Source organism: Nonomuraea sp. SBT364 (genome assembly GCF_001083785.1).
Lineage (GTDB): Bacteria > Actinomycetota > Actinomycetes > Streptosporangiales > Streptosporangiaceae > Nonomuraea.
This window is the reverse complement of sequence record NZ_LAVL01000036.1, coordinates 15,220-37,792: the sequence shown is the minus strand read 5'-3', so window position 1 is coordinate 37,792 and position 22,573 is coordinate 15,220. Positions and strand designations below refer to the sequence as shown.

At 73.4% G+C, this 22,573-nt stretch carries 21 protein-coding genes; 12 read left to right on the top strand and 9 right to left on the bottom strand.

The window, feature by feature from the left end; genetic code table 11:
* Nucleotides 1-19: 19 nt before the first annotated feature.
* Both ADY59_RS18470 and ADY59_RS18465 read left to right on the top strand, forming a co-directional pair.
* Nucleotides 20-1,150 (top strand): CaiB/BaiF CoA transferase family protein, encoded by a 1,131-nt coding sequence (locus tag ADY59_RS18470; protein WP_156325578.1) that lies wholly within the window; start codon nt 20-22, stop codon nt 1,148-1,150.
* Nucleotides 1,147-1,794, top strand: coding sequence for a GntR family transcriptional regulator (locus ADY59_RS18465; RefSeq protein ID WP_049563733.1), 648 nt, complete (start codon nt 1,147-1,149; stop codon nt 1,792-1,794). Before ADY59_RS18470 ends, ADY59_RS18465 begins: the two co-directional genes overlap by 4 nt.
* Before the next feature lie 15 nt (nt 1,795-1,809).
* Here the strand turns inward: ADY59_RS18465 and ADY59_RS18460 are convergent, their stop codons facing one another.
* The 4 genes from ADY59_RS18460 to ADY59_RS18445 form a co-directional block, all read right to left on the bottom strand.
* Nucleotides 1,810-2,112, bottom strand: coding sequence for a 4a-hydroxytetrahydrobiopterin dehydratase (locus tag ADY59_RS18460; protein ID WP_049563732.1), 303 nt, complete (start codon nt 2,110-2,112; stop codon nt 1,810-1,812).
* A 61-nt stretch (nt 2,113-2,173) separates the two neighbouring features.
* Nucleotides 2,174-2,701 (bottom strand): hypothetical protein, encoded by a 528-nt coding sequence (locus tag ADY59_RS18455; protein ID WP_049563731.1) that lies wholly within the window; start codon nt 2,699-2,701, stop codon nt 2,174-2,176.
* A gap of 66 nt (nt 2,702-2,767) precedes the next feature.
* The gene (locus tag ADY59_RS18450; protein WP_049563730.1) at nt 2,768-3,403 is read right to left on the bottom strand and encodes a GOLPH3/VPS74 family protein; all 636 of its coding nucleotides are present in this window, start codon (nt 3,401-3,403) and stop codon (nt 2,768-2,770) included.
* Complete coding sequence (locus ADY59_RS18445; RefSeq protein ID WP_049563729.1) at nt 3,400-4,764, bottom strand: APC family permease; 1,365 nt, start codon at nt 4,762-4,764, stop codon at nt 3,400-3,402. The genes ADY59_RS18450 and ADY59_RS18445 overlap by 4 nt, the downstream gene beginning before the upstream one ends.
* A gap of 139 nt (nt 4,765-4,903) precedes the next feature.
* Here ADY59_RS18445 and ADY59_RS18440 point away from each other — a divergent pair, with 139 nt between their 5' ends.
* The 8 genes from ADY59_RS18440 (at nt 4,904) to ADY59_RS18405 (ending at nt 13,676) form a co-directional block, all read left to right on the top strand.
* Nucleotides 4,904-6,928, top strand: coding sequence for a M14 family zinc carboxypeptidase (locus ADY59_RS18440; RefSeq protein ID WP_049563772.1), 2,025 nt, complete (start codon nt 4,904-4,906; stop codon nt 6,926-6,928).
* A 61-nt stretch (nt 6,929-6,989) separates the two neighbouring features.
* Nucleotides 6,990-7,940: an STM4015 family protein gene (locus ADY59_RS18435; RefSeq protein WP_082310198.1), complete on the top strand. Its 951-nt coding sequence runs from the start codon at nt 6,990-6,992 to the stop codon at nt 7,938-7,940.
* Nucleotide 7,941: 1 nt separating this feature from the next.
* Entirely contained in the window at nt 7,942-8,874 is a 933-nt protein-coding gene (locus ADY59_RS18430; RefSeq protein ID WP_053174876.1) for an STM4015 family protein, read from the top strand.
* Nucleotides 8,871-9,758, top strand: a complete 888-nt coding sequence (locus ADY59_RS18425) for an STM4015 family protein (RefSeq protein ID WP_053174873.1) — start codon at nt 8,871-8,873, stop codon at nt 9,756-9,758. Before ADY59_RS18430 ends, ADY59_RS18425 begins: the two co-directional genes overlap by 4 nt.
* Nucleotides 9,755-10,801 (top strand): STM4014 family protein, encoded by a 1,047-nt coding sequence (locus ADY59_RS18420; protein WP_331459490.1) that lies wholly within the window; start codon nt 9,755-9,757, stop codon nt 10,799-10,801. The genes ADY59_RS18425 and ADY59_RS18420 overlap by 4 nt, the downstream gene beginning before the upstream one ends.
* A complete protein-coding gene (locus ADY59_RS18415; RefSeq protein ID WP_082310207.1) occupies nt 10,794-11,579 on the top strand; it encodes an STM4013/SEN3800 family hydrolase in 786 nt (261 codons plus the stop codon). The genes ADY59_RS18420 and ADY59_RS18415 overlap by 8 nt, the downstream gene beginning before the upstream one ends.
* Entirely contained in the window at nt 11,566-12,831 is a 1,266-nt protein-coding gene (locus tag ADY59_RS18410) for an STM4012 family radical SAM protein (RefSeq protein WP_049563726.1), read from the top strand. The genes ADY59_RS18415 and ADY59_RS18410 overlap by 14 nt, the downstream gene beginning before the upstream one ends.
* Nucleotides 12,825-13,676 carry an STM4011 family radical SAM protein gene (locus tag ADY59_RS18405; RefSeq protein ID WP_049563724.1) on the top strand — a complete coding sequence of 284 codons (852 nt, stop codon included), beginning with the start codon at nt 12,825-12,827 and terminating at the stop codon, nt 13,674-13,676. The genes ADY59_RS18410 and ADY59_RS18405 overlap by 7 nt, the downstream gene beginning before the upstream one ends.
* Here ADY59_RS18405 and ADY59_RS18400 read toward each other — a convergent pair.
* From ADY59_RS18400 to ADY59_RS18385, 4 genes are all read right to left on the bottom strand, one after another.
* Nucleotides 13,652-14,791 (bottom strand): DUF6745 domain-containing protein, encoded by a 1,140-nt coding sequence (locus ADY59_RS18400; protein ID WP_049563722.1) that lies wholly within the window; start codon nt 14,789-14,791, stop codon nt 13,652-13,654. The genes ADY59_RS18405 and ADY59_RS18400 overlap by 25 nt on opposite strands.
* Nucleotides 14,791-15,087 carry a hypothetical protein gene (locus ADY59_RS18395; RefSeq protein ID WP_049563720.1) on the bottom strand — a complete coding sequence of 99 codons (297 nt, stop codon included), beginning with the start codon at nt 15,085-15,087 and terminating at the stop codon, nt 14,791-14,793. Before ADY59_RS18395 ends, ADY59_RS18400 begins: the two co-directional genes overlap by 1 nt.
* Before the next feature lie 114 nt (nt 15,088-15,201).
* On the bottom strand, nt 15,202-16,581 hold the full coding sequence (locus tag ADY59_RS18390; protein ID WP_049563718.1) for an alpha-lytic protease prodomain-containing protein: 1,380 nt from the start codon (nt 16,579-16,581) through the stop codon (nt 15,202-15,204).
* Between the two features lie 77 nt (nt 16,582-16,658).
* On the bottom strand, nt 16,659-17,687 hold the full coding sequence (locus ADY59_RS18385) for an aminotransferase class V-fold PLP-dependent enzyme (RefSeq protein ID WP_049563717.1): 1,029 nt from the start codon (nt 17,685-17,687) through the stop codon (nt 16,659-16,661).
* 128 nt (nt 17,688-17,815) lie between these two features.
* Here ADY59_RS18385 and ADY59_RS18380 point away from each other — a divergent pair, with 128 nt between their 5' ends.
* Both ADY59_RS18380 and ADY59_RS18375 read left to right on the top strand, forming a co-directional pair.
* Nucleotides 17,816-19,072 (top strand): arginine deiminase, encoded by a 1,257-nt coding sequence (locus ADY59_RS18380; protein WP_049563715.1) that lies wholly within the window; start codon nt 17,816-17,818, stop codon nt 19,070-19,072.
* Nucleotides 19,073-19,082: 10 nt separating this feature from the next.
* Nucleotides 19,083-19,736, top strand: coding sequence for a MarC family protein (locus tag ADY59_RS18375; RefSeq protein WP_049563713.1), 654 nt, complete (start codon nt 19,083-19,085; stop codon nt 19,734-19,736).
* Here ADY59_RS18375 and ADY59_RS18370 read toward each other — a convergent pair.
* Nucleotides 19,726-22,554 (bottom strand): hypothetical protein, encoded by a 2,829-nt coding sequence (locus ADY59_RS18370; protein ID WP_156325576.1) that lies wholly within the window; start codon nt 22,552-22,554, stop codon nt 19,726-19,728. The two genes, ADY59_RS18375 and ADY59_RS18370, sit on opposite strands and share 11 nt — an antisense overlap.
* Between the last annotated feature and the right edge of the window lie 19 nt (nt 22,555-22,573).

The following is a 22,573-nucleotide window of genomic DNA, read 5'->3' as shown; positions in this document are numbered from 1 at the left end:
AGCTTGGAGGGCATTGGCCATGGACACCCCTGTGACCGGAGCGCTGGACGGGCTGCTGGTGGCCGACTTCAGCCGGGTGCTGGCCGGCCCGTACGCCACGATGCTGCTCGCCGACCTCGGCGCGGACGTGGTCAAGGTGGAGCGGCCGGGCGGCGGCGACGACACCCGTTCGTGGGGGCCGCCGCACGACGCAGACGGGGTGGCGACCTACTACCTGGCCGTCAACCGCAACAAGCGCTCCATCGCCCTCGACCTGCGCGACCCCGGCGACCTGGAGGTGGCCAGGGCGCTGGCCGCGCGGGCCGACGTGCTCGTGGAGAACTTCAGACCCGGCACCATGGACCGGCTCGGACTCGGCTACGACACGCTGCGCGCGCTCAATCCGGGGCTGGTCTACTGCTCGGTGACCGGGTTCGGCACGGGCAAGGGCGCCGGACTGCCCGGGTACGACCTGATCGCACAGGCCGTCGGTGGCCTGATGAGCGTCACGGGCGAGCCGGAGGGGCCGGGCACGAAGGCGGGCGTGGCACTGGTCGACGTGATCACCGGGCTGCACGCGGCGCTCGGCGTGCTGGCCGCGCTCCGGCATCGTGACGGCACCGGGCAGGGGCAGCGGGTGACGGTGTCGTTGCTGTCGTCGCTGCTGTCCGCGCTGACCAACCACGCCTCCGCGTACGCCGCCGCCGGGGTGGTGCCGGAGGCCATGGGCAACCGGCATCCGAGCATCGTGCCGTACGAGGTGTTCCGGGCGGCCGACCGGCCGATCGTCATCGCGGCGGGCAACGACCGGCAGTTCCGGGCGCTGTGCGGGGTGCTGGAGCGGGCCGACCTGGCGGACGACGCGCGGTTCGGCACGAACGGCGGGCGGGTGGCCCACCGCGAGGAACTGGTCGCCGAGCTGAACGCGACGCTCGGCACGCGTGGCGCCGACGCCTGGTTCGCCGCGCTGACGCCGGCCGGGGTGCCGTGCGGGCCGATCAACGACCTGGCCGCCGCCTTCGCGCTCGCCGCGGACCTGGGGCTGGAGCCGCTGGCCGGCGGGCAGGTGGCCAACCCGATCGGGCTGGACGTGACGCCGCCCGCCTACCGACTCGACCCGCCCGAACTGGGCCGGGACGAGCAGTGGGTCCGTGGGATATTGGGGAAATGACCTCTCGCCGCCCGCCCACGGCTCAGCAGTTCGTCCTTGAGGAGCTCAGGCGGGCCATCACCACCGGTCGCCTGCGGCCGGGCGAGCCGATCAGGCAGGAGGTGCTGGCCGGCGAGCTCGACGTGAGCCGCGTCCCGCTGCGCGAGGCGCTGAAGACCCTCCAGGGCGAGGGGCTGGTCGGCCACCGGGCGCACCGGGGCTACTTCGTCGAGCAGCTCTCGCTCGACGACCTGCGCGAGGTCTACCTCATCCGCGACCTGCTGGAGGCCGAGGCGGTCCGGCGCGCGGTCGGGCGGCTCACCGACGCCGGGCTGGCGGCGGCCGAGACGGCCCAGGCCGAGGTCGAACGGGCCGCGGAGGCGGCCGACGTGCTGGCCATGGCCGAGGCCAACCGGCGCTTCCACATGGCGATCTTCGAGTGCGCGGGGCTGCCCCGGCTGGTCAGGCTGATCAGGACATTGTGGGATTCGACCGATGCCTACCGCTCGGTCTACTACGCCGAGGAGCACAACAGGCAGCGGGTCATCGAGGAGCACCGGGCCACGCTCGACCTGCTGCGCCGCCGCGACGCCGAGGGGGCCGTCGCGCTGCTGGCCGGGCACCGGGCCGCCGCCGTGCAGGCCATCGAGTCCATGCTCGGCTGACAGCCCGCGTGCCTCTCAGCCCCGGTCGCGGGCCGCGCCGTCGACCACCTGGTCGATGTGCGCGGCCAGCTCGACGTCCTTGGCGGTCACCCCGCCCGCGCTGTGCGTCGACAGGCGGAAACGGATGCCGGAGCCGGTGCGTTCGATCTCCGGATGGTGGTCCAGGGCGTCCGCCTCGTTCGTCACCGCCTCGCGCAGCCAGTCGAAGTTGTCAGGCGTGATCGGGATGTCCCTGGTCAGCGCCGTGCCCTCGCGGCGCCAGCCCTCCAGAGCCGCCAGCGCGGTGTCGATCTCCTCGTCCGTCAGGAGTCCGGCCATGGTGTCTCCCCGTGTCGGTTGCCGTACAAGGGAGGGCTACCACGGGGGCGGCCGTTGACACCTACAGCCAGCTCGCCCGGACGCTGGTGGCCGGGCCGCCGGCGGGTGGCTGGGCGAGCCGGCCCTCGCGGACCTCGGCGAGCAGGCGCGCGACCGTGTCGATGATCTCCGGGACGCGTTCGCGCAGGCTCGCCGCGTCCGCCGGGCCGACCAGGTCGGGGCCGAGCCCGGCCAGTTCCGGATCGGCCAGCCGTTCGCCGAGCCACTTCAGCGGCTCGCCCGACAGCGCCTCGTCGAACACCCGCTCGCCCGGCTCCCACCCGGAGGTGCCCGGGTGGTGGTGGGTGCGGTCGAAGCTGCCGGGCGGGCCGTCGACGGACTCCAGCAGGTCCACCCGCCACAGCGGACGGTCGACGGTGATCGGCCGGGCCGAGTAGATGGTGCCTTTCAGCTCGCCCGGCTCCAGCCGGCGGACCTCCAGGCGGACGCCGCGTTCCGCCCCCTCCTGTCCCGCGCCGGGATCCGGGTCGACGAAGTAGAGGTCGCTGACGGCCACGCCGATCTGCTCGAAGCCGAAGAGGTAGAGCACCGGTGCCTCCCATGGATCGGGTCCTGCGGCCAGTATCACCCGGCCCGCCCCGAGAGCCGCGACCGGTCACCGGTAGACGGCGACGGCCGCCTCTCCGACGAGCGTGTCGACCATGCCGATGAGCTCCTTGACCAGGGGCGAGTGCCCGGTGGCGAGGGCGCGCAGCCGTTCGTTGAGCGACGGCAGGCCGAGGTAGAGCGCCCTCTCGATCTGCAGCACCGCCATCAGGCCGCACAGCGCGGCGCTGCGCGCGTCGGGGCTCTTGCGGCCCTCGGCCGCCGACCGCACCCCGGCGGAGGCCCGTACCAGGAGGGCGATGTCGGCGGGCTCGTGGCGGAGGTAGGGCAGCATGCCCAGGCGGCGGCGGGTCACCGGCACCAGGAGGCCGGCGGCGACCAGCGCCTCGCGGGTGCGGTCGTGCACGTCCTGCTCCGCCAGGGTCCTGATCCAGTACGGCGCGTCGTGGCCGAGGCGGTCACCGGCGATCAGGGTCAGGAGCCCGTCGGTCACCGCGTCGCCGGTGGCGGAACGGCCGACGACGACGGCCGGGCCGCCGGTGAGGCTCACGCGCCCGGCGAGCACCAGGTCGATCAGCACCGCCCCGGCCAGCGCCAGGGACGTCGCGGACCGGTGGGCCAGTGGCTTGCCGGACTTGTCGTGCGCGATGAGGAACAGGTCGTGGTGGAGCCGCTGCCCGGTCACGCCGGCTCCTTGGCGGCGTCGCGCAGCGTGGGCCGGCGCCCGGCGGCGTACAGGACGGCCAGCACGATCGCGCCGACGCCGAGCCAGGCCAGGCCCACCACCTGGGCGAGGATGTTGGCGTTGATCACCACGAAGATCAGGATCGCCATCCCGACGAGTGGCGCGACCAGGTGCGCCCAGCGGTTGGCCGATTTCAGGCGGACCGTGTAGTGCACGATCACGGAGACGTGCAGGACGACGAAGGCGACCAGCGCGCCCATGTTGATCAGGCTGGCGAGCAGGTCGGCGCCGCCGTCGATGGACGACATCCACAGCCCGATCCCGACCGACAGCGCCGACACGAGCAGGATCGCGTTGGCGGGCACCGAGTTGCGCACCGAGATCCGCCCCAGGAACGCCGGGAGCTGCCGGTCGCGCGCCATCGCGTACAGCAGCCGCGAGACGGCGACCTGGGCGACCAGCGTGTTGGCCACGCCCCAGGAGATCGCGGTGGCGGTGGTGGTGAGGTGCCGCAGCCACTCGCCCCCGGCCACGGCGGCGGCGTCGTAGAAGGCGGTGCTGGAGTTCAGCGGTTCGGGCGCCAGCAGGGCGGCCACCCACACCTGGGTGACGAACAGCACGCCCGCCAGGATCAGCGCCAGCCGCATGGCCCGGCCCACCTGCTCCGAGCCGCCGGTCGACTCCTCGACCAGCATGCTGATCCCGTCGAAGCCGAGGAACGACAGCACGGCCACGGACACCGCCGCGAACATGATCGGCCAGGAGAAGGTGTCCGGGTTGAACAGCGGCGACAGGCTGAACCCGCGTCCCGCCCCGTTCAGCAGCGCCCACAGCCCGGCCAGCAGGAAGAGCGCCAGCACCGCCAGCTCGGCGACGATCATCACCTTGGTGAGCTTGATCGTCATGCGGATGCCGCGCAGGTTGATCACCGTGTTGATCGCGACGAAGACGAGCAGCCACGCCCACACCGGCACCTGCGGAATGCTGGCGTTCATGGCGATGGACGCGATCAGGTAGAGCAGGCTCGGCACGAGCAGGTAGTCGAGCAGGATCGCCCAGCCCGTCATGAACCCGACCGGCGCGGCGATCCCCCGCCCCGCGTAGTTGTAGACCGAACCGGACAGCGGGAACGCCCTGACCATCTGCGCGTACGAGGCGGCCGTGAACAGCAGCGCGATCATGCCGACGAGATACGCCAGGACCGGCATGCCGCCCGAACGCTCGTAGACGAGACCGAAAATCGCGAAGGGGGCGATCGGCACCATGAAGATCAGGCCGTAGAACACCAGATCGGTCAGACCGACCCCGCGGCGTAACTCCTGGCGGTAGCCGAACCGGCCGATGCTCTCCTGTGAGTCCACGACGGTGCTCCAAAGGGCGGGGGGTTGATTGGGAGATCCTTCCGCAGCTTCGAGGAGGGTCGCAAGAGGGCGTGGGGTCTTGCCGGTTCGCCCCGGTCGGCTTTCAATGATCTCCATACGGGTGATCCAGGAGGAGCCGATGCGAGGCTTTCGGGCAGCCGCAGTTGTCCTGACCGTCGTTCTCACCACGTTCGTGACGGCCGAACCGTCCATCCCGGCGGTGGCCGGGCCCACCGACCCCGAGCCGGTCTCGCTGGTCACCCTCTCCGTCCCGGACCGGGCGGCGATGGAGCGACTGGTGGCCGCCGGCGCCGACCTCACCGAACGGGTGCGGCCCCAGGCCGACGGCAGCATCCAGGTCGACGCGGTGGTGACGGCGAGCCAGCTCGCCGCGCTCAGGCCGCTCGGCGCGACCCTGGCCACCGGCACGCCCGCCCCGGCGCCGGCGACCACCGCGACCGCACGGGACCAGCTCGTCATCGAGCGGGCGGTCTGGTTCAAGTCCCGCGACGGCTACTTCCTGTCGGTGGAGGCGTCCAGCAGCGCCGGCGGCGCGGCCACGCTCACCGCCACGTGGAAGGGCAGGCGCGGCGCCACCGGCCAGGTCGCCATGGCCCCCTACCTCGACGCGGGCGCCTACCTGGGCCACCAGTTCGCCACCCCGGCCCCGGTGGGGACCCGGCCCGACCGGGTCACCGTCACGTCCGCGACCGGCGGCACGGCGCAGGCGCGCGTCAGGGAGTGGCCCGACGGCGAGCGCCCCGACCGCACCGGGCACCGCTACCAGAAGGACTTCGTCACCCAGTACATGCCGCCGGCGCAGCTCAACGAGCGCATCAAGGCCCTGCACCGCAGCTTCCCCCGGCTCACCGACCTCGTCGAGCTGCCGCACCTGACCAACGGCTACCGGCGGCACGCCCAGGCCGTGCTCGGCACCGTCCCCGGCGCCGCCGTCGTGGTCACCTCCCGGGCGTACGGGCACGAAGGCGGCAACGACCTGGCCGTCGAGCTCGTCGACCCGGGAGCGCCGGACCGCGCGCTCGGCGTGCGCGTCGACGGCAAGCGGATCACCGTCAGCCTGGCCACCGACGGCTCCGGCGCGATCAGCAGCACCGCCGCCCAGGTGGCGGCCGCGCTCGACGCCACCCCCGGGCTGCGCGCCTCGACGTACCGGGCCGACCCGGGCGCCGGGGTACTGGCACCCGTGCCGCTCACCCAGCTCAGCGACTTCCTCAAGGCGCCCGCCGACATCTCCCGCGAGCCCGCCAAGGTGCTGGCGCTGCGCATCGGCGCGCACCGCGACGGCTCGCGCACCGGCGTCCTCGCCTACGCCCAGGAACACGCCAGGGAGTGGGTGACGCCGCTGGTCACCATCGAGGCCGCCGAGCGCCTGCTGCGCAACTACGCGCACGACCCCGCCACCCGCAAGCTGCTCCAGCGCACCGAGGTGTTCATCGTGCCGACGGTCAACCCCGACGGCGCCAACTACAGCTTCTACGACTTCAACTCCCAGCGTAAGAACATGACCAACCACTGCCCCGCCCAGCAGTCCGACCCGGCGCTGCGCAACACCTGGGGCGTGGACGTCAACCGCAACTACGCGGTCGGCTCGCTGCACGACGGTTACTTCGGCGCCTCCGCCAACTGCCAGAGCGGCACCTACGCGGGGCCCGGCGAGCACTCCGAGCCGGAGAGCCGCAACGTCATCTGGCTCGCGCAGAAGTATCGCAACATCAAGTTCGCGATGAACGTGCACAGCTACGGCGGCTATTTCATGTGGCCGCCCGGTGCCTACAAGCTCGACGGCCGTGTCACCCTGCCCCGCCCGACGGCCCAGGAGGAGGCGTACTTCCTGCGCTCGGCCCGCACCATCGAGGAGGCCATCGCCGCCGAGCGCGGCACCGTCACCTGGCCGCAGCAGACCGGCCCGGTCACCGACGTGCTCTACTCGGCCTCCGGCAACTCGGCCGACGAGCTCTGGTACGACTTCGGCATCTACGGCTGGGACTTCGAGGTCGGCAGCGACCTGTGGAACGCCGAAACCCAGCGTTGGGAGGGCGTCGGCTTCCAGCCGCCGTTCAGCGAGGGGCACGAGGAGGCGATGGAGTTCGCCTCGGGGCTCATCTCGCTGATCGGCGTGGCGGCCGACTACAGAGAGCGGTGATTGTCGGCTCGATCTGGTAGGACAGGACCCGCGAATCCCCCCGTTCGAGGATGTCCTGCCCATGATCGAGTACGACCAGCATTTCGGCTATCAGTTGCCCTATTCGGAAACGTACGCCGGGCTGCCCGTCGCCCACCCGCCGTCGGAGGGCCAGACTCCGCCGAAGGGTGAGGTGGCCTGGCGGCTCATGGCGAACGGGTGGAGCGACGGGCCTGACAAGATCGTCGAGGTGATCGACGCGTTCGTCGGGTCCGTCGACCCCGCCCGCGTGACGGCGCTGGTCATCGGGGCCTGGGAAGACTGCTACGACACGAGCTCGGCGGCCCTCGTCGAGCGGCTGGTCGCGCACGCGCCCCGGCTGACCGCGTTGCGCGCGCTGTTCCTGGGCGCGATCGCCTCGCAGGAGGCGGAGATCTCCTGGATCCAGCAGTCCGACGTGACACCGCTGCTGGAGGCGTTCCCGAAGCTGGAGCGGTTCGAGGTGCGGGGCGGCACCGGGCTGGCGCTGTCGCCGGTGCGGCACGAGGCGCTGCGGATCCTGCGGTTCGAGACCGGCGGGCTGCCGTCGGCCGTGGTCAGGGCCGTGGCGGCGTCGGACCTGCCCGCGCTGGAGCACCTGGAGCTGTGGCTGGGCGTGTCCGAGTACGGCGGGGACGCCACTGTGGCCGACCTCGCCGCCATCCTGTCGGGCGAGCGGCTGCCCGCGCTGCGCCACCTCGGGCTCCAGGACAGCGAGATCCAGGACGAGATCGCCGCCGCCGTCGCCTCGGCGCCCGTCGTGGCGCGGCTCGGATCGCTGGCCCTGTCCATGGGCGCGCTCACCGACACCGGCGCCGAGGCGCTGATCAGCGGCCAGCCGCTGACCCACCTGACCGCGCTCGACCTGCACCATCACTACCTGTCCGACGAGATGACCGAGCGGGTCGCCGAGGCGCTGCCCGGGGTCCGGGTCGACCTGTCGGAGCAGGAGGAGATCGACGAGGACTGGATCTACGTAGCGGTGGACGAGTGACATGGACTATGTGCACGACTACTCCAAGACGTACGCCGGGCTGCCGGTCGCGCGCTTCTTCGGCGAGGACGACGCGCTGCCGGAGCCGGGGGAGGTGGCCTGGCGGCTCGGCACGAGCGAGTGGGACGAGGGGCCCTACGCGATCGGCGAGCTCCTGGACCGGTTCTTCGCGAGCGTCGACACCGAGCGGGTGACCGCCCTGGTGATCGGCGCGTGGGAGGACTGCACGGACGACGACTCGTCGCACCTCGTCGAGCGGCTGGTCGCGGAGGCGGCGCGGCTGCCGGCACTGCGCTCGCTGTTCTTCGGCGCGGTCGTCGTGGAGGAGGCGGAGATCTCCTGGATCCAGCAGTCGGACGTCACGCCGCTGCTGAAGGCGTACCCCCGGCTGGAGCGCTTCGACGTGCGCGGCGGTGCGGGGCTGGCGCTGTCGCCGGTGCGGCACGAGGCGCTGCGGATGCTGCGGTTCGAGACCGGCGGGCTGCCGTCGGCCGTGGTCAGGGCCGTGGCGGCGTCGGACCTGCCCGCGCTGGAGCACCTGGAGCTGTGGCTGGGCGTGTCCGAGTACGGCGGGGACGCCACGGTGGCCGACCTCGCCGCCATCCTGTCCGGTGAACACCTTCCGGCCCTGCGCCATCTGGGGTTGCAGGACAGCGAGATCCAGGACGAGATCGCCGCCGCCGTCGCCTCGGCGCCCGTCGTGGCGCGGCTCGGATCGCTGGCCCTGTCCATGGGGGTGCTGCGGGACGCCGGGGCCGAGGCGCTGCTGAGCGGTCAGCCGCTCACCCACCTGCGCAAGCTCGACCTGCACCACCACTTCATGACCGAGGCGATGACCACGCGTCTCGCCGCCGCCCTGCCCGGCGTCGAGCTGGACCTGTCCGGCTCGGAGTGGTCCGAGCGGGGCTGGACCTACGTCGCGGTCAGCGAGTGAGCGTGGAGTTCGACGGGCTGCCGATCGTGGAGGCCGGCGACCGGGCGGACGACCCCGCGCGGGCCGCCTGGGAGCTGTTCGACCAGGACGGCGAGGAGTCGCACGCCGCCGACGAGCTGGACCGCCTGCTCGCCGACGTCGGCGGCGAGCACATCCGGTCCGTCGTGATCGCCGGCACCGGCGCGGCGGGCGCGCCGGAGGCACTGGCCGCGCGGGCCGCCGAGCTCCCTCACCTGAGGTCGGTGTTCCTGGGCAACGCCGAGCCCGAGGTGGCCGAGATCTCCTGGATCACCCACGCGGACATCACCCCGCTGCTGACGGCCTTCCCCCGGCTGCGGCGCCTCGACGTACGCGGTGCGAGCGGGCTGACACTGCGGCCGGTCCGGCACGAGGGCCTGACCATGCTGCGCTTCGAGTCCGGCGGGTTGCCGGCCGAGGTCGTCAGGGCCCTGTCCGGCGCGGACCTGCCCGCGCTGGAGCACCTGGAGCTGTGGCTGGGCGAGTCGTACTACGGCGGTGACGCCACGGTCGCCGACCTCGGCGGCGTCCTGTCGGGCGAGCGGCTGCCCGCGCTGCGCCACCTGGGGCTGCAGGACAGCGAGATCCAGGACGAGATCGCCGCCGCCGTCGCCTCGGCGCCCGTCGTGGCGCGGCTGGAGTCGCTGGCGCTGGGCATGGGGGTGCTCACCGACGTGGGAGCGGAGGCGCTGCTCGGCGGGCAGCCGCTGACGCATCTGCGCGCGCTCGACCTGGGCTACCACTTCCTGAGCGAGGCGATGGCCGCGCGGGTGCGGCAGGCGCTGCCCGGGGTGGCCGTGGACCTGTCGGATCCGCAGCTCGCCAAGCAGGAGGACGAGTGGCGGTTCGTGGCGGTGGGCGAGTGAGCGTGCGGTTCGCGGTCGTCGGCACGCCCGGCGACCGGCGGGTGACGATGTTCGGCGCGGCCGTGGCCGCCAGGGGCCTGCCGGAGCCGTACGTGATCCCGTGGCGGGACGTGCTGGCCGGGAAGGAACTGAGCGCGCCCGAGGGGGCGCTGCTGCGGATCGACTCGCCGGGCGAGGACGGCGAGGTGGACGCGCTGCTGCGCGGGCCCGGCGAGCCGGCGCGGGTGGGCGGGGGCGCCACCTGGTACGCGGGGTTCACGGCCGGCCTGGCGAGGGTGGCGGCGATCCCCGGGGTCAGGCTGCTCGGCGACGTGGCGGAGATCGGCGTGCTGTTCGACAAGCGGCGCTGCCACGCGGTGCTGGAGGAGGCCGGGGTGGCGGTGCCGCCGGGCTTCGCCGCCGGGTCGTACGAGGAGCTGCGGGACCTGATGGCCGGGCGGGGGTGGAAGCGGGTGTTCGTCAAGCCCGCCCACGGGTCGTCGGCGTCGGGCGTGATCGCGTTCCAGGAGCACGCCGGGCGGGTCAAGGCGGTCACCTCCGCTGCCTGGACGGGGGAGGCGTATCTCAATTCGCTGCGGCTGCGGACGTACGAGGACGAGGCGGACGTTCGGCGCCTGGTCGACTTCCTGGCGCCCGACGGGCTGCACGTGGAGCGGTGGTTCCCGAAGGCGTCGGTGCGCGGGCGGGCGTTCGACCTGCGGGTGGTGACCGTGTCGGGGGAGCCGACGCACGCGGTGGTGCGGGTCGGGCGCGGGCCGATGACGAACCTGCACCTCGGCGGCGAGCGCGGCGACCTGGAGATGGTGCGGGCTCGGGCGGAGCTGTGGGAGCGGGTGCTCGCGACGTGCGCGCGGGCGGCGGCGTGCTTCCCGGGGAGCCTCGGCACGGGGGTCGACGTGATGGTGGGGACGGACTGGCGGTCGGTGGCGGTGGCGGAGGTCAACGCGTTCGGGGACCTGCTGCCCGGGCTGGGTGATTTGTCAGGAAATAACCGGGATACGTATGCGGAGCAGGTCAGGGCGGTGCTCGATGGACATGCGTGAGATCGTGGGCAGCCACGACATCCTGCTGATCACGCTCGACACCCTGCGCTACGACGTGGCCGACGAACTGGCGCGGGCCGGGCGGCTGCCCGACCTGCTGCCGCGGGGGGCGCGGTGGGAGCGGCGGCACAGCCCGGGGAGCTTCACCTACGCCTCGCACGCGGCGATCTTCGCCGGGTTCCTGCCCACGCCGGTGACGCCGGGGCCGCATCCCCGGCTGTTCGCGGCCACGTTCCCGGGCAGCGAGACCACGGCGGACGGCACCTGGGTGTTCGACGCGCCGGACCTGCCCGCCGGGCTGGCGCGGGCCGGCTACCACACGGTGTGCGTCGGGGGCGTGGGCTTCTTCAACAAGCGGACGCCGCTCGGGTCGGCGCTGCCGGGGCTGTTCGCGGAGAGCCACTGGGAGCCGGAGTTCGGGGTGACGGACCCGCGGTCGCTGGAGAATCAGATCGACCGCGTGGACGAAATACTGCGAAATATCAAGACCAGGGTGTTCCTGTTCCTCAACGTGTCCGCCCTGCACCAGCCGAACCACTTCTACCTGCCCGGCGCGACCACCGATTCGCGCGACACCCACGCCGCCGCGCTGACGTACGTGGACCGGCACATCGGCCGGCTCTACGACCTCATGCCCCGTCCCACGCTGGTGATCGTCTGCTCCGACCACGGCACGGCGTACGGCGAGGACGGCCACGTCGGCCACCGGATCGGCCACGAGGTCGTGTGGACCGTCCCGTACACGCAGTTCATCCTGGAGCCACATGCGCCCGTATGAGGGATACGTCTACGCGTATCCGCACAAGACCGCCTACCGCCCGCTCGACCCCCGGCCCGCCCTGACCGACGTCTGGGCCGGGGAACGGCCCGGCGCCCTGTACGTGCACATCCCGTTCTGCGAGATGCGGTGCGGCTTCTGCAACCTGTTCACCCGCACCGGCGCCCCCGAGGACCTGGTCACCGCCTACCTCGACGCCCTCGGCCGCCAGGCCGCGCAGACCTCGGACGCGCTGGCGGAGACCGCGTTCAGCACGGCCGCGTTCGGCGGCGGCACCCCCACCTACCTCAGCGCCCGCGAGCTGACCAGGCTCTTCGACCTGACCGAGCGGGCCATGGCGGTCGACCTGGGCGCGATCCCGCTGTCGGTCGAGACCTCGCCCGCCACCGCCACCCCCGACCGGCTCGCCGTGCTGGCCGAGCGCGGCACCACGCGGATCTCCATCGGCGTGCAGAGCTTCGTCGCCGCCGAGGCGCGTGCCGCCGTCCGGCCGCAGAAGCGCGCCGAGGTCGAGGCGGCGCTCGACGCCATCCGCGCCTGCGCCGTCCCCGTGCTCAACGTCGACCTCATCTACGGCATCGACGGCCAGACCCCCGCATCGTGGCTGTACTCGCTGGAGACCGCGCTCACCTGGAAGCCCGAGGAGATCTACCTCTACCCCCTGTACGTCCGGCCGCTGACCGGGCTCGGCAAGCAGGGGCGGGCCTGGGACGACCAGCGGCTGGAGCTCTACCGGATCGGCCGCGACCGGCTCGCCGACGCCGGCTACGAGCAGGTGTCGATGCGGATGTTCCGGCTGCCCGGCACCGCGAACGCCACCGAATACTGCTGCCAGACCGACGGCATGGTGGGCCTGGGCTGCGGCGCCCGCTCCTACACGAGCGAACTGCACTACTCCTTCGAGTACGCGGTGGGCGCCCGGCAGGTGCGCGCGATCATCGACGACTACGTGGGCCGCGACGACTTCGGCGCCGCCAACGTGGGCTTCGCGCTGTCGCCGGACGAGCGCGCGCGGCGGCACCTGATCCAGTCGCTGCTGCAGGCCGGCGGGCTGGCGCGCGGGCTCTACCGGGAGCGGTTCGGCGCCGACGTGCTCGACGACTTCCCGCTGGACCGGTTCCGGCAGTGGCTGGTGGTGGAGCCGGAGACGGTCAGGCTGACGCCCGAAGGGCTGGCCCGTTCCGACGCGATCGGGCCCGCGTTGTTCTCGCCGCGGGTCAGGGCGCTCATGGACGGGTACGCCGCATGCTGACGATCCTGTATCGGGGGCCGCTGGCGAGCTGCGACTACGACTGCGCGTACTGCCCGTTCGCCAAGCGGCGCGACACGCCTGAGCAGTTGCGCGCCGACCGGGCCGCGCTGGAGCGGTTCGCCGCCTGGGTGGCCGGGCAGGACTTCGAGATCGCCATCCTGTTCACGCCGTGGGGCGAAGGGCTGGTCAGATCCTGGTACCGACGGGCGCTCGTGGAGCTGTCGTGGCTGCCGAACGTCCGCCGGGTCGCCATCCAGACCAACCTGAGCTGCCGCACCGGCTGGCTCGCCGACGCCTCCGACCGGGCCGCGCTCTGGGTCACCTACCACCCCACGCAGGTGCCCTACGACCGCTTCCTGGACAAGATCCGGTCGCTGACCGTGCGGCACAGCGTCGGCGTCGTGGGCGATCCGGCGCACCTGGCCGACGCCCGGCGGCTGCGCGCCGACCTGCCGCCCGAGACGTATCTGTGGGTGAACGCCGAAGAAGGGCGCCTCTACACCGACGCCGAGGCCGCCGACTGGGCGGCCGTCGACCCGCTCTTCCACCACAGCCGCTTCCCGCACGCCAGCCGGGGCCTGCCGTGCCGCACCGGCGACAGCGTCGTGTCCGTGAACGGCGACGGCGACGTGCGGCGCTGCCACTTCATCGCGGAGCCGCTGGGCAACCTCTACGACGGCAGCTACGCGCCGGAGCTGCGGCCGCGCGCCTGCCCGGCCGCCTCCTGCGACTGCCACATCGGCTACGTGCACCTGGAGCCGCTCGGGTTGTACGAGGTGTTCGGCGACGGGGTGCTGGAACGGGTGCCGGCGGCCTGGCCTCAGGTCTCGCGCGCCGGCCGGTAGTCGTCCTCGCTCACGCCGAACGTCCAGGCGACGCCCTCGCGCGCCCGCCGCACCCACGGCGGCACCCGCAGGAAGTAGGTGCGGCGGGTGCCGTCGGGCTCCGGCGTGGAGTTGACCACCTCCACCATGGCGATCGGCTCGTCGTCGGGCAGCTCGATCCGCCACAGGACGCCCGTCTCGTCCGAATGCTCCGGCCGCGCCCCCGACTCGGCCAGGTAGCGGTCGAGGCCGAAGTGCTCCAGCATGACGCGGCGCAGCTCGGCGTTGGCCTCCTCGCGGATGCGGCGCGGGGTGAGGTCGGTCATCGTGAAGTCGGCGGGCACCGGCATGCCGTGCCAGGCGTGCAGGGCGAACCCGTCGGAATACGCCAGCGCGGGACCGCCCGCCGCGTGCAGCCTGCCCAGCTCGTCGAGGTGCAGCTCCGTGGGACGGGCGCTGACGATCGCCACCCGCTCGTACGGCCACCACCAGCCCGCGCACCCGGCGACCCGCTTGAGCCCGCCCAGCGCCGACAGCCACGGCTCGTCGTCGTGGGCGTCGGGCCGCCCGCCGGGGGCGTCGAAGGCCGACAGCCAGGGCGCGTCATGCTGGCCGAGGACCGCGTCGAGCGTGACACGGCGCAGCTCGTCGCCCCCGGCGTCGGCGACGGCCCGGCGCACGTCGGCGACCAGCCGGCTCACCTGCGGCCAGAGCCGGCCACCGGTCTCGGTCCACCGGGCCGCCCAGCCGGCCGGGCCCAGCTCCGCCGAGAGCACGGCCCTGGCCCGCTCCCACGGCAAGGTCCGCACCTCGTGCCGCACCGACCGCCCCGCCACGACGCCGACCGGCAGCCCATCGGGCGCCGCCACGACGCCGATCGGCGGGCCTTCGGGCGCCGCTTCGACGCGGGTGGCCTCGCTTCCGGAGGGGGGCTGCTCGCGCCGGGCGGCGCCGGCTGTGGGCCGGGCGGCCGCCCGCGCTCCGGCGAGCGGCGAGGCCACCGTGATCACGTGCTCGGGGTCCGGCAGGCCCGCTTCCCGGTAGGCCTGCCGGACGGCTCCCTCGACGTCGTCGCCCCGGCCGGTGGCGAACGCCGCCCGGTCCCACGCCGCCCGCTCCTCCGTGTGCACGCTCATCAGTCGGCCACCACCCGGAAGGAGCCCGGCACGTACTCGCGCTGGCGGACCACCCGGTAGCAGCCCTTGGGCAGGGAGATCGCGTCGTGCTCCTCGTGCACCAGGCGGCCGCCATCCGGCAGGTGCAGGAAGCCCCCCGACAGCGTGCCGGGACCCGGGATCGCGTGGCAGTGCCCGGTGGCCTCGCCGTAGGCCAGCACGAGGCGCCCGCGGGCGTCGCGGGGCTCGGGGCGGACGACGCGCGGCGCGGTCTCCTCGGGCACCGGCACGATCAGGATGTCTCCCTGTCGGTACATCGACCAACCTCCATCGTCGGGGGGATGATCGGAAAGTACCGGCCGGCACCGACAATTCCGCGGGCCCGGGCCGGGGGAGGGAGCGTCCCGGTCCGGGCCCTGATCAGAAGGGGTTCAGACGCGCTGCCAGAGGGCGGGCACGACCGGCGGCTCCCAGCCCACCTGCGCGGTGTGGCCCTGGAGGCACCGGTACGTGGCGCCGCCGTACGTCACCGTGGAGCCCGTCGCGTACGTGGTGCCGGCCGCCCAGGTGCCGCCGGGCGGGTCGGTCGGGCCGCCGGTCGGCGACCCCGTCGGGCTCGGACCTCCACCGGAGCCCGCCAGCGTGAGGCCGTACACCTGGAGGATCTCGTTGACCGGCTGGAAGTACGTGGTGCCGCCCGAGCTGCAGTTGCCCGAGCCGCCCGAGGTCACGCCCTGGGCCTGGTCACCGGAGTAGAACGAGCCGCCCGAGTCGCCCGGTTCGGCGCAGACGCTCGTCCTGGTCACCTGGGAGACGGTGCCCTGCGGGTAGGTGACGCTGGTGTTGAGCTGGCTGACCTGCCCGCAGTGGGTCTGGGTGGTCGAGCCGGACCGGCAGATCGAGGCGCCCACCTGGGCTACCTGGGAGCCGCGGATCGGCTGGATGCCCCGGCCGTAGGCGTTGACCACGCCGGTCGGCGTCCACTGCGTGTTGACCTCGACCCAGGCGTAGTCGTTGCCCGGGAAGGAGGAGCCGCGGAATACGCCCTGGTTGACGCGGTTGTGCCCGGTCGTGGTCGCGCCGGTGGTGCCGCAGTGGCCGGCGGTGACGAAGCCGCCCTGCGAGCCGGGCTTGGTCACCGAGAACCCGACGGAGCAGCGGGAGCCGCTGCCGATGTAGTACGCGTCGCCGCCGCGTACGTCGTAGTAGGTCTGGGGCCGCTCGTCGGAGCGGACGACCCGGACGGCGGACGCGTCCGCCCCGCTGGCCTTCACCCAGGCGCGCGCCCTGGCGGGGGAGGACGACAGGACGACCACGTCGTTGTTGACGACGTCCACGTACCAGACGGGCGCGGTTCTGGGCGCCTTGGCGGCGGCCTGGTCGAGGGTGGCCTTGATCTGGTCGAGCTGCTGGAGGGAGCGGCCGACCACGCGGGCCTCGACGCCGGTCTTCCGGATGGCGGGGACCTGCGCCTGGTCGGTGGTGGCGACGATCATGGTGGCGGTGGGTCCGGTGAGCCAGACGCCGCCGTAGGAGGCGCCGAGCCCGGCGCGGACGCCGGGTTCGACGGAGGCCGCGGCGGCCTCGTTGACCAGCCGGGTCTCGGCCTGCTGCGCGCTGATGCCGAGGTCGTCACTGAGTGCGTCGATCAGGCCGGGAGGTGGTTCGTTGACGGCCGCCCGCGCCTGCGCCGCGGCGTAGGGGGTGAGGTCGTCCGCGGTGGCGCTGTGTGCGGTGTAGGCGACGGCGGGGACGACCACCAGGGTGATCCCTAAGGCCAGGCCCGCTGTCAGGGTCTTTCTGGGGAGCATGTGACTCTCCTCGTATTACGGGGGGTGTCGCCACCGTACGAGGCCGCATGCAAGAAGTGGTCGTCCCAAATGACCCCCTATCGCGGTGTTATGGGGGTGCCGAGCGCCTCCAGCGCGCGGTCCACGTCGGCGGTCGTGTTGTAGGCGTGGAAGCTGGCGCGCACCCTCCCGGCCCGCACCGCCGCACGGATGCCGGCCGCCGCGAGCCGCTCGCCGGGCGCGTCGACGGCGACGATGGCGCTGTCGTACGGTTCGAGGCCGAGGCCCGCCCGGAAGCGGTTGGCGAGCGCCACGTCGTGCTCGCGGACGCGCTCGACGCCGATCTCATCGAGCAGCTCGATGGCCGGCGCCGCGCCCACGAAGCAGAACCAGGCGGGCGACAGGTCGAACGCGCGCGCGTCGCCCGCCAGCCGCAGCGGCGGCCCGTAGTAGGAGCCGCCCTCGTCCGCCCCGGCGTACCAGTTGGCGGCCAGCGGGCGCATGCGATCGCGCAGCCGCGGCGACAGGTAGCCGAACGCGGCGCCGCGCGGCGCCATCAGCCACTTGTACGCGGCGCAGGCCAGCGCGTCGACGCCGGTCACGCCGACCGGCAGCCAGCCGCACGCCTGGGAGCCGTCGGCGATGACGAGCGCGTCGTGGTCACGGGCGGCGGCGACGATGTCGGCCAGCGGCGCGACCTCGCCGGTCGCGGACTGCACCAGGCTGAACGCCACCGCGGCGGTCGAGGAGGTGACGGCGTCGGCCAGCCGGTCGGCCGGGACGGTCGTGACCCGGGCGGCCACCGCCCACGGGAACAAATTGCTGGTGAACTCGGTCTCCGGCACGAGCACCTCGGCGTCCGGCGGCAGCGCGGTGGCCACCGTGGACATGATCTGCGAGACGGTCGAGCTGATGGACACGTCCTCGGGCGGGGCGCCGACCAGCCGGGCGAACGCGGCGCGAGACCGGCCGACGGCGGCGTCCCAGGGTTTCCAGTCGCCGCTGCCGTGCCGCCACTCGGCCAGCACGGCCTGCAACTCCTCGAACGCCCGGCGTGGCGGCAAGCCGTAGGAGGCGGTGTTGAGCCAGCCCGGCTCGGCGTCCCAGAGCGCGCTGTCGAGATCCATGAGCCCACCCTAGGACCGCGTCACCCTCCTTTCCTGCCGGATAAATCCGGCAAAGGTTCGGCATGTTCGGGTTGGCGGGCGGGGCCGTGCGGAATCACCTGGCTTTGTAGCGATGGGGGGACCGGAAGATGCTGGGTGTCCATTCCGAGGTCGGCACGCTGCGCAAGGTGATCGTGCATCGCCCCGAGCTCAGCCTCAAACGGCTCACCCCCGCCAACAACGACAGGCTGCTGTTCGACGACATCCTCTGGGTCGAGCAGGCGCAGAAGGAGCACGACACGTTCGTCGCGGTGATGCGCGAGCGCGGCGTCGAGGTGTTCTACCACCACCAGCTCCTCGCCGAGGCGCTCGACGCCTCGTTCGAGGCCAAGCAGCACGCCGTCGAGCAGGCTGTCACCCACCTGACCGTCGGCCCCGCCCTGGTCGACACGGTCAGGGAGACGCTGTCCGGGTGGAACGGCGACAAGCTGGCCACCCACCTGATCGGCGGCCTGACCAAGGAGGAGTTCGGCATCGGCGGGCACGCCGACCTGGACGACCGTTCGCTCGTCGCGGCGTCGGCCGACCCCCGGGAGTTCGTCCTGCCGCCGCTGCCGAACTCGCTCTACCAGCGCGACCCGTCGGCCTGGCTCTACGGCGGGGTGTCGCTGAACCCGATGTTCTGGCACGCCCGCCTGCTGGAGACGATGAACCAGTCCACCGTCTACCATCACCACCCGATGTTCGCCCACGAGGACTTCTCGTTCTGGTACCCGTTCGCGGGCGAGGACGAGCGCTTCAACGAGGAGTCGTACGGCAACGCGGCCATGGAGGGCGGCGACATGATGCCGATCGGCCACGGCGCGGTGGCCATCGGCATCAGCGAGCGCACCAACGTGCGCACCATCGAGCACATCGCGCTGTCGCTGTTCGCCGCGGGGGCGGCCGAGCGCGTGATCGCGGTCGACATCCCGAAGAGCCGCTCGTACATGCACCTGGACACCGTCTTCACGTTCCTGGACGTCGGCAAGGCCACCGCCTACCCGCCGTTCCTGCAGAACGCCACCTCCTACTCACTGCGCCCCGGCGACAAGGACGGCACGCTGGACGTGCACCGCGACGCCACCTTCACCGGCGCGCTGCAGGAGGCGCTCGGGCTGAGCGAGCTGGAGATCATCCCGACCGGCGGCGACGACTACCAGATGGCCCGCGAGCAGTGGGACTCCGGCAACAACTTCTTCGCACTCGCGCCCGGCGTGGTGATCGGCTACCACAAGAACCAGTTCACCAACCGCAAGCTGCGCGAGCACGGGGTCGAGGTCATCGAGATCGAGGGGTTCGAGCTCGGCAAGGGCCGGGGCGGCGCGCACTGCATGACCTGCCCGATCGAGCGCGACGGCATCTGACGCGGCCCCGATGAGCAGCCACCCCGCGCTTCTCCTGTTTCTCGCGCTGTTCGGGCTCTACAGCCCCGTCGCCGCCCTCGCCTCCTACCTGCCCATCGTCCGCACCTTCGACCGGGGGCAGGTCGCCCGGCTGGCGCTCGGGCTGGCCGTCAACGTCGCCGTGTTCGTGCTGGTCGCCCTGTGGGTCGGGGAGCCGCTGCTGCAGCTGCTCGGGATCAGCACCGCCGCGCTCACCGCCACCGGCGGCATCGCCCTGGCGTTCGCCTCGATCCCGCTCATGCTCGGCAGGGCGGGCGCCGTCGAGGAGCTGGACAAGATGGACGAACCCGAACCTGTCTCCGGGCCGCCGGTGAACGTCCAGTCGGTGCTGTTCACGCCGGTGACGTTCCCGCTCACCGTGGGTGGCACCACCTTCGCCTTCGGCGTCGCGGCCGCCGCCGAGGCCGTCTCGGTCCGGGACAAGGTGGTGCTGTCGGTCGCCGCGCTGGCCTTCGCCGTCGTCACCGGTGTCACCCTCTACGCGGCGGGTCACGTCCAGCGCCGCATCTCCCTCAAGGGCGCGATGCTGCTGGACCGCGTCGCGGGCATCCTGCTCACCGCCATCGCCGTCATCCTGCTCGCCAACGGCTTCACCGACCTGGTCACCGACCGCCTCAACCGCTGACGCCCACGGCGACGCCACTGACGCCATCGCTGCCGCCGACGCCATCGCTGTCGCCGCCGTCGGCGGTGAGCTGGTCGTGCAGGCGGCGGCACTCGCGGGCGAAGCGGCTCCGGCTCCGGCCGGCCGCGTGGACCGCCACGGCCGGGATCACGTCCCGTGCTCCCGTCCAGCTCGCGACGTCGGCGGCGAGCGCGACCGCCTCGGAGTGGACGACGGCCGGCCGCTCGCCCGCGCCGGGCAGCAGGACCGGCAGCAGGGCCTTGAGGATCTCCCACACCTGCGCGTGCCCGCCCTGCCGGGCCGCGTCGGCGAGCGACTCCAGTGCGGGACGGGCTTCGCGCCGGGTGCGCAGGATCAGGAAGGCGAGCTGCCGGCCGACCGCCTCGGCGGGCAGGTCGCCCCGGGCCGCCATCCGCAGCAGCAGCGGCACCGCCTCCGGGCTGCGGACGGCGAGGAAGGACGCCAGCAAGATGGCGGTGGCGTCACCGACGGGTCCGTCGGCCCGCGCCAGGCCCGCCAGGTGCTCCGGGTGGAACCCCGACGCGAACAGGTGGGTCAGGTAGTGGACGGCGACGACCTCGCGGTGCGACGGCAGGATCGCCGGCCACCAGCCCACGGCGTGGCTGTCATGGTCCCAGGGCGGCCTCCGCGGCTCGCGCAGCAGCTCGTCGATCAGCTCGTTGCCGGTCGGCTCGGCCCGCAGCACGGGTTGCGGCCTGAGCGCCGGGCGGTCCTCGAAGTAGTGGTCGGTCGCGCCCTCCGGGTGTCCCCACTTCAGCCCGGCGGCCGGATCGGGCAGGCCGCCTCCGGCCAGCCAGGCGGCGGCCTGCGCGGCGCCCCGCGACCCGAGGCGCGCGGCCCGTCCGGCGGCCTCGGGCCAGGCGCCGCGCGGCAGCCGCAGCAGGGCCTGCGCCAGGTCGGCGGGCAGCGGCTCGACGCCCGCGGCCGAGCACGCCTCCAGCCGGTCGACCAGCACCCCGGGGTCGAGCTGCCCGGTCGCCACGGTGGGCGTCGCCAGCAGCACCGGGGGCAGCGCGTCCGCGCGCAGCGCCGCGTAGAGCTCGCTGAGCCGGCGCAGCGCGAACAGGTGCGGCGGCGAGGTCCACGAGGGATCCGGCAGCCGGTTCCAGTGCCGCGTCACCTCGGCGGGGGCGCCGAGCTTCGTGAAGACCTCGCCCACCAGGTGGGTGAAGAACTTCCCGAACACCTGCAAGGGCCCGTCCGTCTCGTCCGGCGCGTCCCGGTCGACGGTCATCCTCCCGAGGGAGAAGCCCGAACCCCAGGGGTCGGCGGACGCCGGATCGGGCACGCCGGGATCGCCACCCGGATCGATCACCCCCAGGGCGAGCGCGGCGATCCACTCGCCGGTGCCGTTCCAGCGGTCGCTCGTATACAGGTGCGGCACGAGGTCGCGGTAATCCGGCATCAGCGTCTCACGCAGGGCCGCCCGGTCGCGGGCCGCCTGCTCGACGAACGCGGCGAGCCACCTCTCGGCCTCCTCCCACTTGTGCAGGTCCCACGCGCGCACGGCGAGCGTCGGCGCCGGGAACGGGCCCGGTTCGGCGATCTCGGGCAGCGGCGGGGGAGCGAACGGCTCGGCCGCCTCCTCGGCAGCCGCCTCGCCCCCGAACCTGGCGGCCACCCGCTTGCCCAGCTCGGCGGGCAGCGACGGCACCGCCTCCGCCAGCGCGGCGGAGCCCGTACGGAACGCGGCGGCGTGCTTGAGCGCGAGCTGGGCCGCGCGCCGCCGCACCTCGTAGGACGTGTGCGTGAACGCGGTGGCCAGCGCGGGCGCGAGCTCGTCGGCCCGGGAGGCGGCGCGCGGCGACGGCGAGCCGGGTGCGCCCGCTGCCGGCGCTCGCCGCAGCTCCTCGCCCAGCCAGCTCAGCCCGGCGAGTGCCAGCTTGGCCTCGGCGCGGAAGGCCAGCGCGCCGATCGCCTCGGTGACGTCGGCGGGGTCGTGCGGGCCGGTGCGGCGGACCTGGGCGAGAGCCAGCTCCGCCACCGGGCCGGGGGCGGCGGGCAGCAGCCGCAGGTAGTCGCGCGACCGGGTGGCGGACTCCTCGGGGGCGGGGTCGAGCAGCTTGTGGAGGCGTACGAAGAAGCGCAGGTCGAGGGCGTCGCCGCCGCGCAGGAAGCGGCCCGCGCAGCCGTCGAGGACCGCCTCACGCGGCAGCGCGCCGGACGCGAACAGGGCCAGCCAGGGGGTCGGCCGGGGCGACAGCCGTTCCTCGCGCAGCGTGCGACCGGCGCCCTGGGCCTCGAAGACTCTCGGGAGCAGCGTGGCGGCCAGCGGGTCGCCGGGCACGACGCCGGCGGTCAGCCAGGCGATCATCAGCGGGTCGTGTGGCGGAGGCTCGGCGCCGCAGGTGCGCAGCAGCGCGAGCACCAGCGGCACGGTGCGGTCGTCGGGCCTGCGGATCTTCCGCGTGAGCCGGCCGGCGACGTCGGCCCGCCAGGCGGCCGGGCGCCCGGCCAGCACGCGGGCCACCTCGGACCAGTCGTGCTCCGGCGACCAGCGGAGGTTGAACTCGCGCCGGGTCAGCCAGGTGGTGGCCGCGGCGGCGCCCGGGATCGTGCCCGCCCCCGCGAGCAGCAGCGACGCCCAGAGGCTCGCCGGGGTGTCGTCCGCCTGCCCGGGCTCCCGCAACCCGCGGGCGGCGTCTTCGCGCAGCTCCTTGACGAACCCGGGCAGCCGGCCCGCCACGCCGGCCCGCTCCGCCTCGGTCAGCGCGATCAGGCGGTCGGCCAGCGCGCGGGTGTCGCGGCCGGTGATGAGGGCACGGACCGCCTGCCAGGCGGCCACCTGATGTGTCATGCGACGGACACTAGAGATC

Excerpts from the sequence above, each read along its gene's own strand:
- ADY59_RS18400 (WP_049563722.1), bottom strand. The coding sequence starts at position 14,791 with ATGAGCGTGCACACGGAGGAGCGGGCGGCGTGGGACCGGGCGGCGTTC.
- ADY59_RS18440 (WP_049563772.1), top strand. The coding sequence starts at position 4,904 with ATGCGAGGCTTTCGGGCAGCCGCAGTTGTCCTGACCGTCGTTCTCACC.
- ADY59_RS18405 (WP_049563724.1), top strand. The coding sequence starts at position 12,825 with ATGCTGACGATCCTGTATCGGGGGCCGCTGGCGAGCTGCGACTACGAC.
- ADY59_RS18375 (WP_049563713.1), top strand. The coding sequence starts at position 19,083 with ATGAGCAGCCACCCCGCGCTTCTCCTGTTTCTCGCGCTGTTCGGGCTC.
- ADY59_RS18410 (WP_049563726.1), top strand. The coding sequence starts at position 11,566 with ATGCGCCCGTATGAGGGATACGTCTACGCGTATCCGCACAAGACCGCC.
- ADY59_RS18460 (WP_049563732.1), bottom strand. The coding sequence starts at position 2,112 with ATGGCCGGACTCCTGACGGACGAGGAGATCGACACCGCGCTGGCGGCT.
- ADY59_RS18370 (WP_156325576.1), bottom strand. The coding sequence starts at position 22,554 with ATGACACATCAGGTGGCCGCCTGGCAGGCGGTCCGTGCCCTCATCACC.
- ADY59_RS18385 (WP_049563717.1), bottom strand. The coding sequence starts at position 17,687 with ATGGATCTCGACAGCGCGCTCTGGGACGCCGAGCCGGGCTGGCTCAAC.
- ADY59_RS18395 (WP_049563720.1), bottom strand. The coding sequence starts at position 15,087 with ATGTACCGACAGGGAGACATCCTGATCGTGCCGGTGCCCGAGGAGACC.
- ADY59_RS18470 (WP_156325578.1), top strand. The coding sequence starts at position 20 with ATGGACACCCCTGTGACCGGAGCGCTGGACGGGCTGCTGGTGGCCGAC.
- ADY59_RS18465 (WP_049563733.1), top strand. The coding sequence starts at position 1,147 with ATGACCTCTCGCCGCCCGCCCACGGCTCAGCAGTTCGTCCTTGAGGAG.
- ADY59_RS18435 (WP_082310198.1), top strand. The coding sequence starts at position 6,990 with ATGATCGAGTACGACCAGCATTTCGGCTATCAGTTGCCCTATTCGGAA.
- ADY59_RS18390 (WP_049563718.1), bottom strand. The coding sequence starts at position 16,581 with ATGCTCCCCAGAAAGACCCTGACAGCGGGCCTGGCCTTAGGGATCACC.
- ADY59_RS18415 (WP_082310207.1), top strand. The coding sequence starts at position 10,794 with ATGCGTGAGATCGTGGGCAGCCACGACATCCTGCTGATCACGCTCGAC.
- ADY59_RS18380 (WP_049563715.1), top strand. The coding sequence starts at position 17,816 with ATGCTGGGTGTCCATTCCGAGGTCGGCACGCTGCGCAAGGTGATCGTG.
- ADY59_RS18430 (WP_053174876.1), top strand. The coding sequence starts at position 7,942 with ATGGACTATGTGCACGACTACTCCAAGACGTACGCCGGGCTGCCGGTC.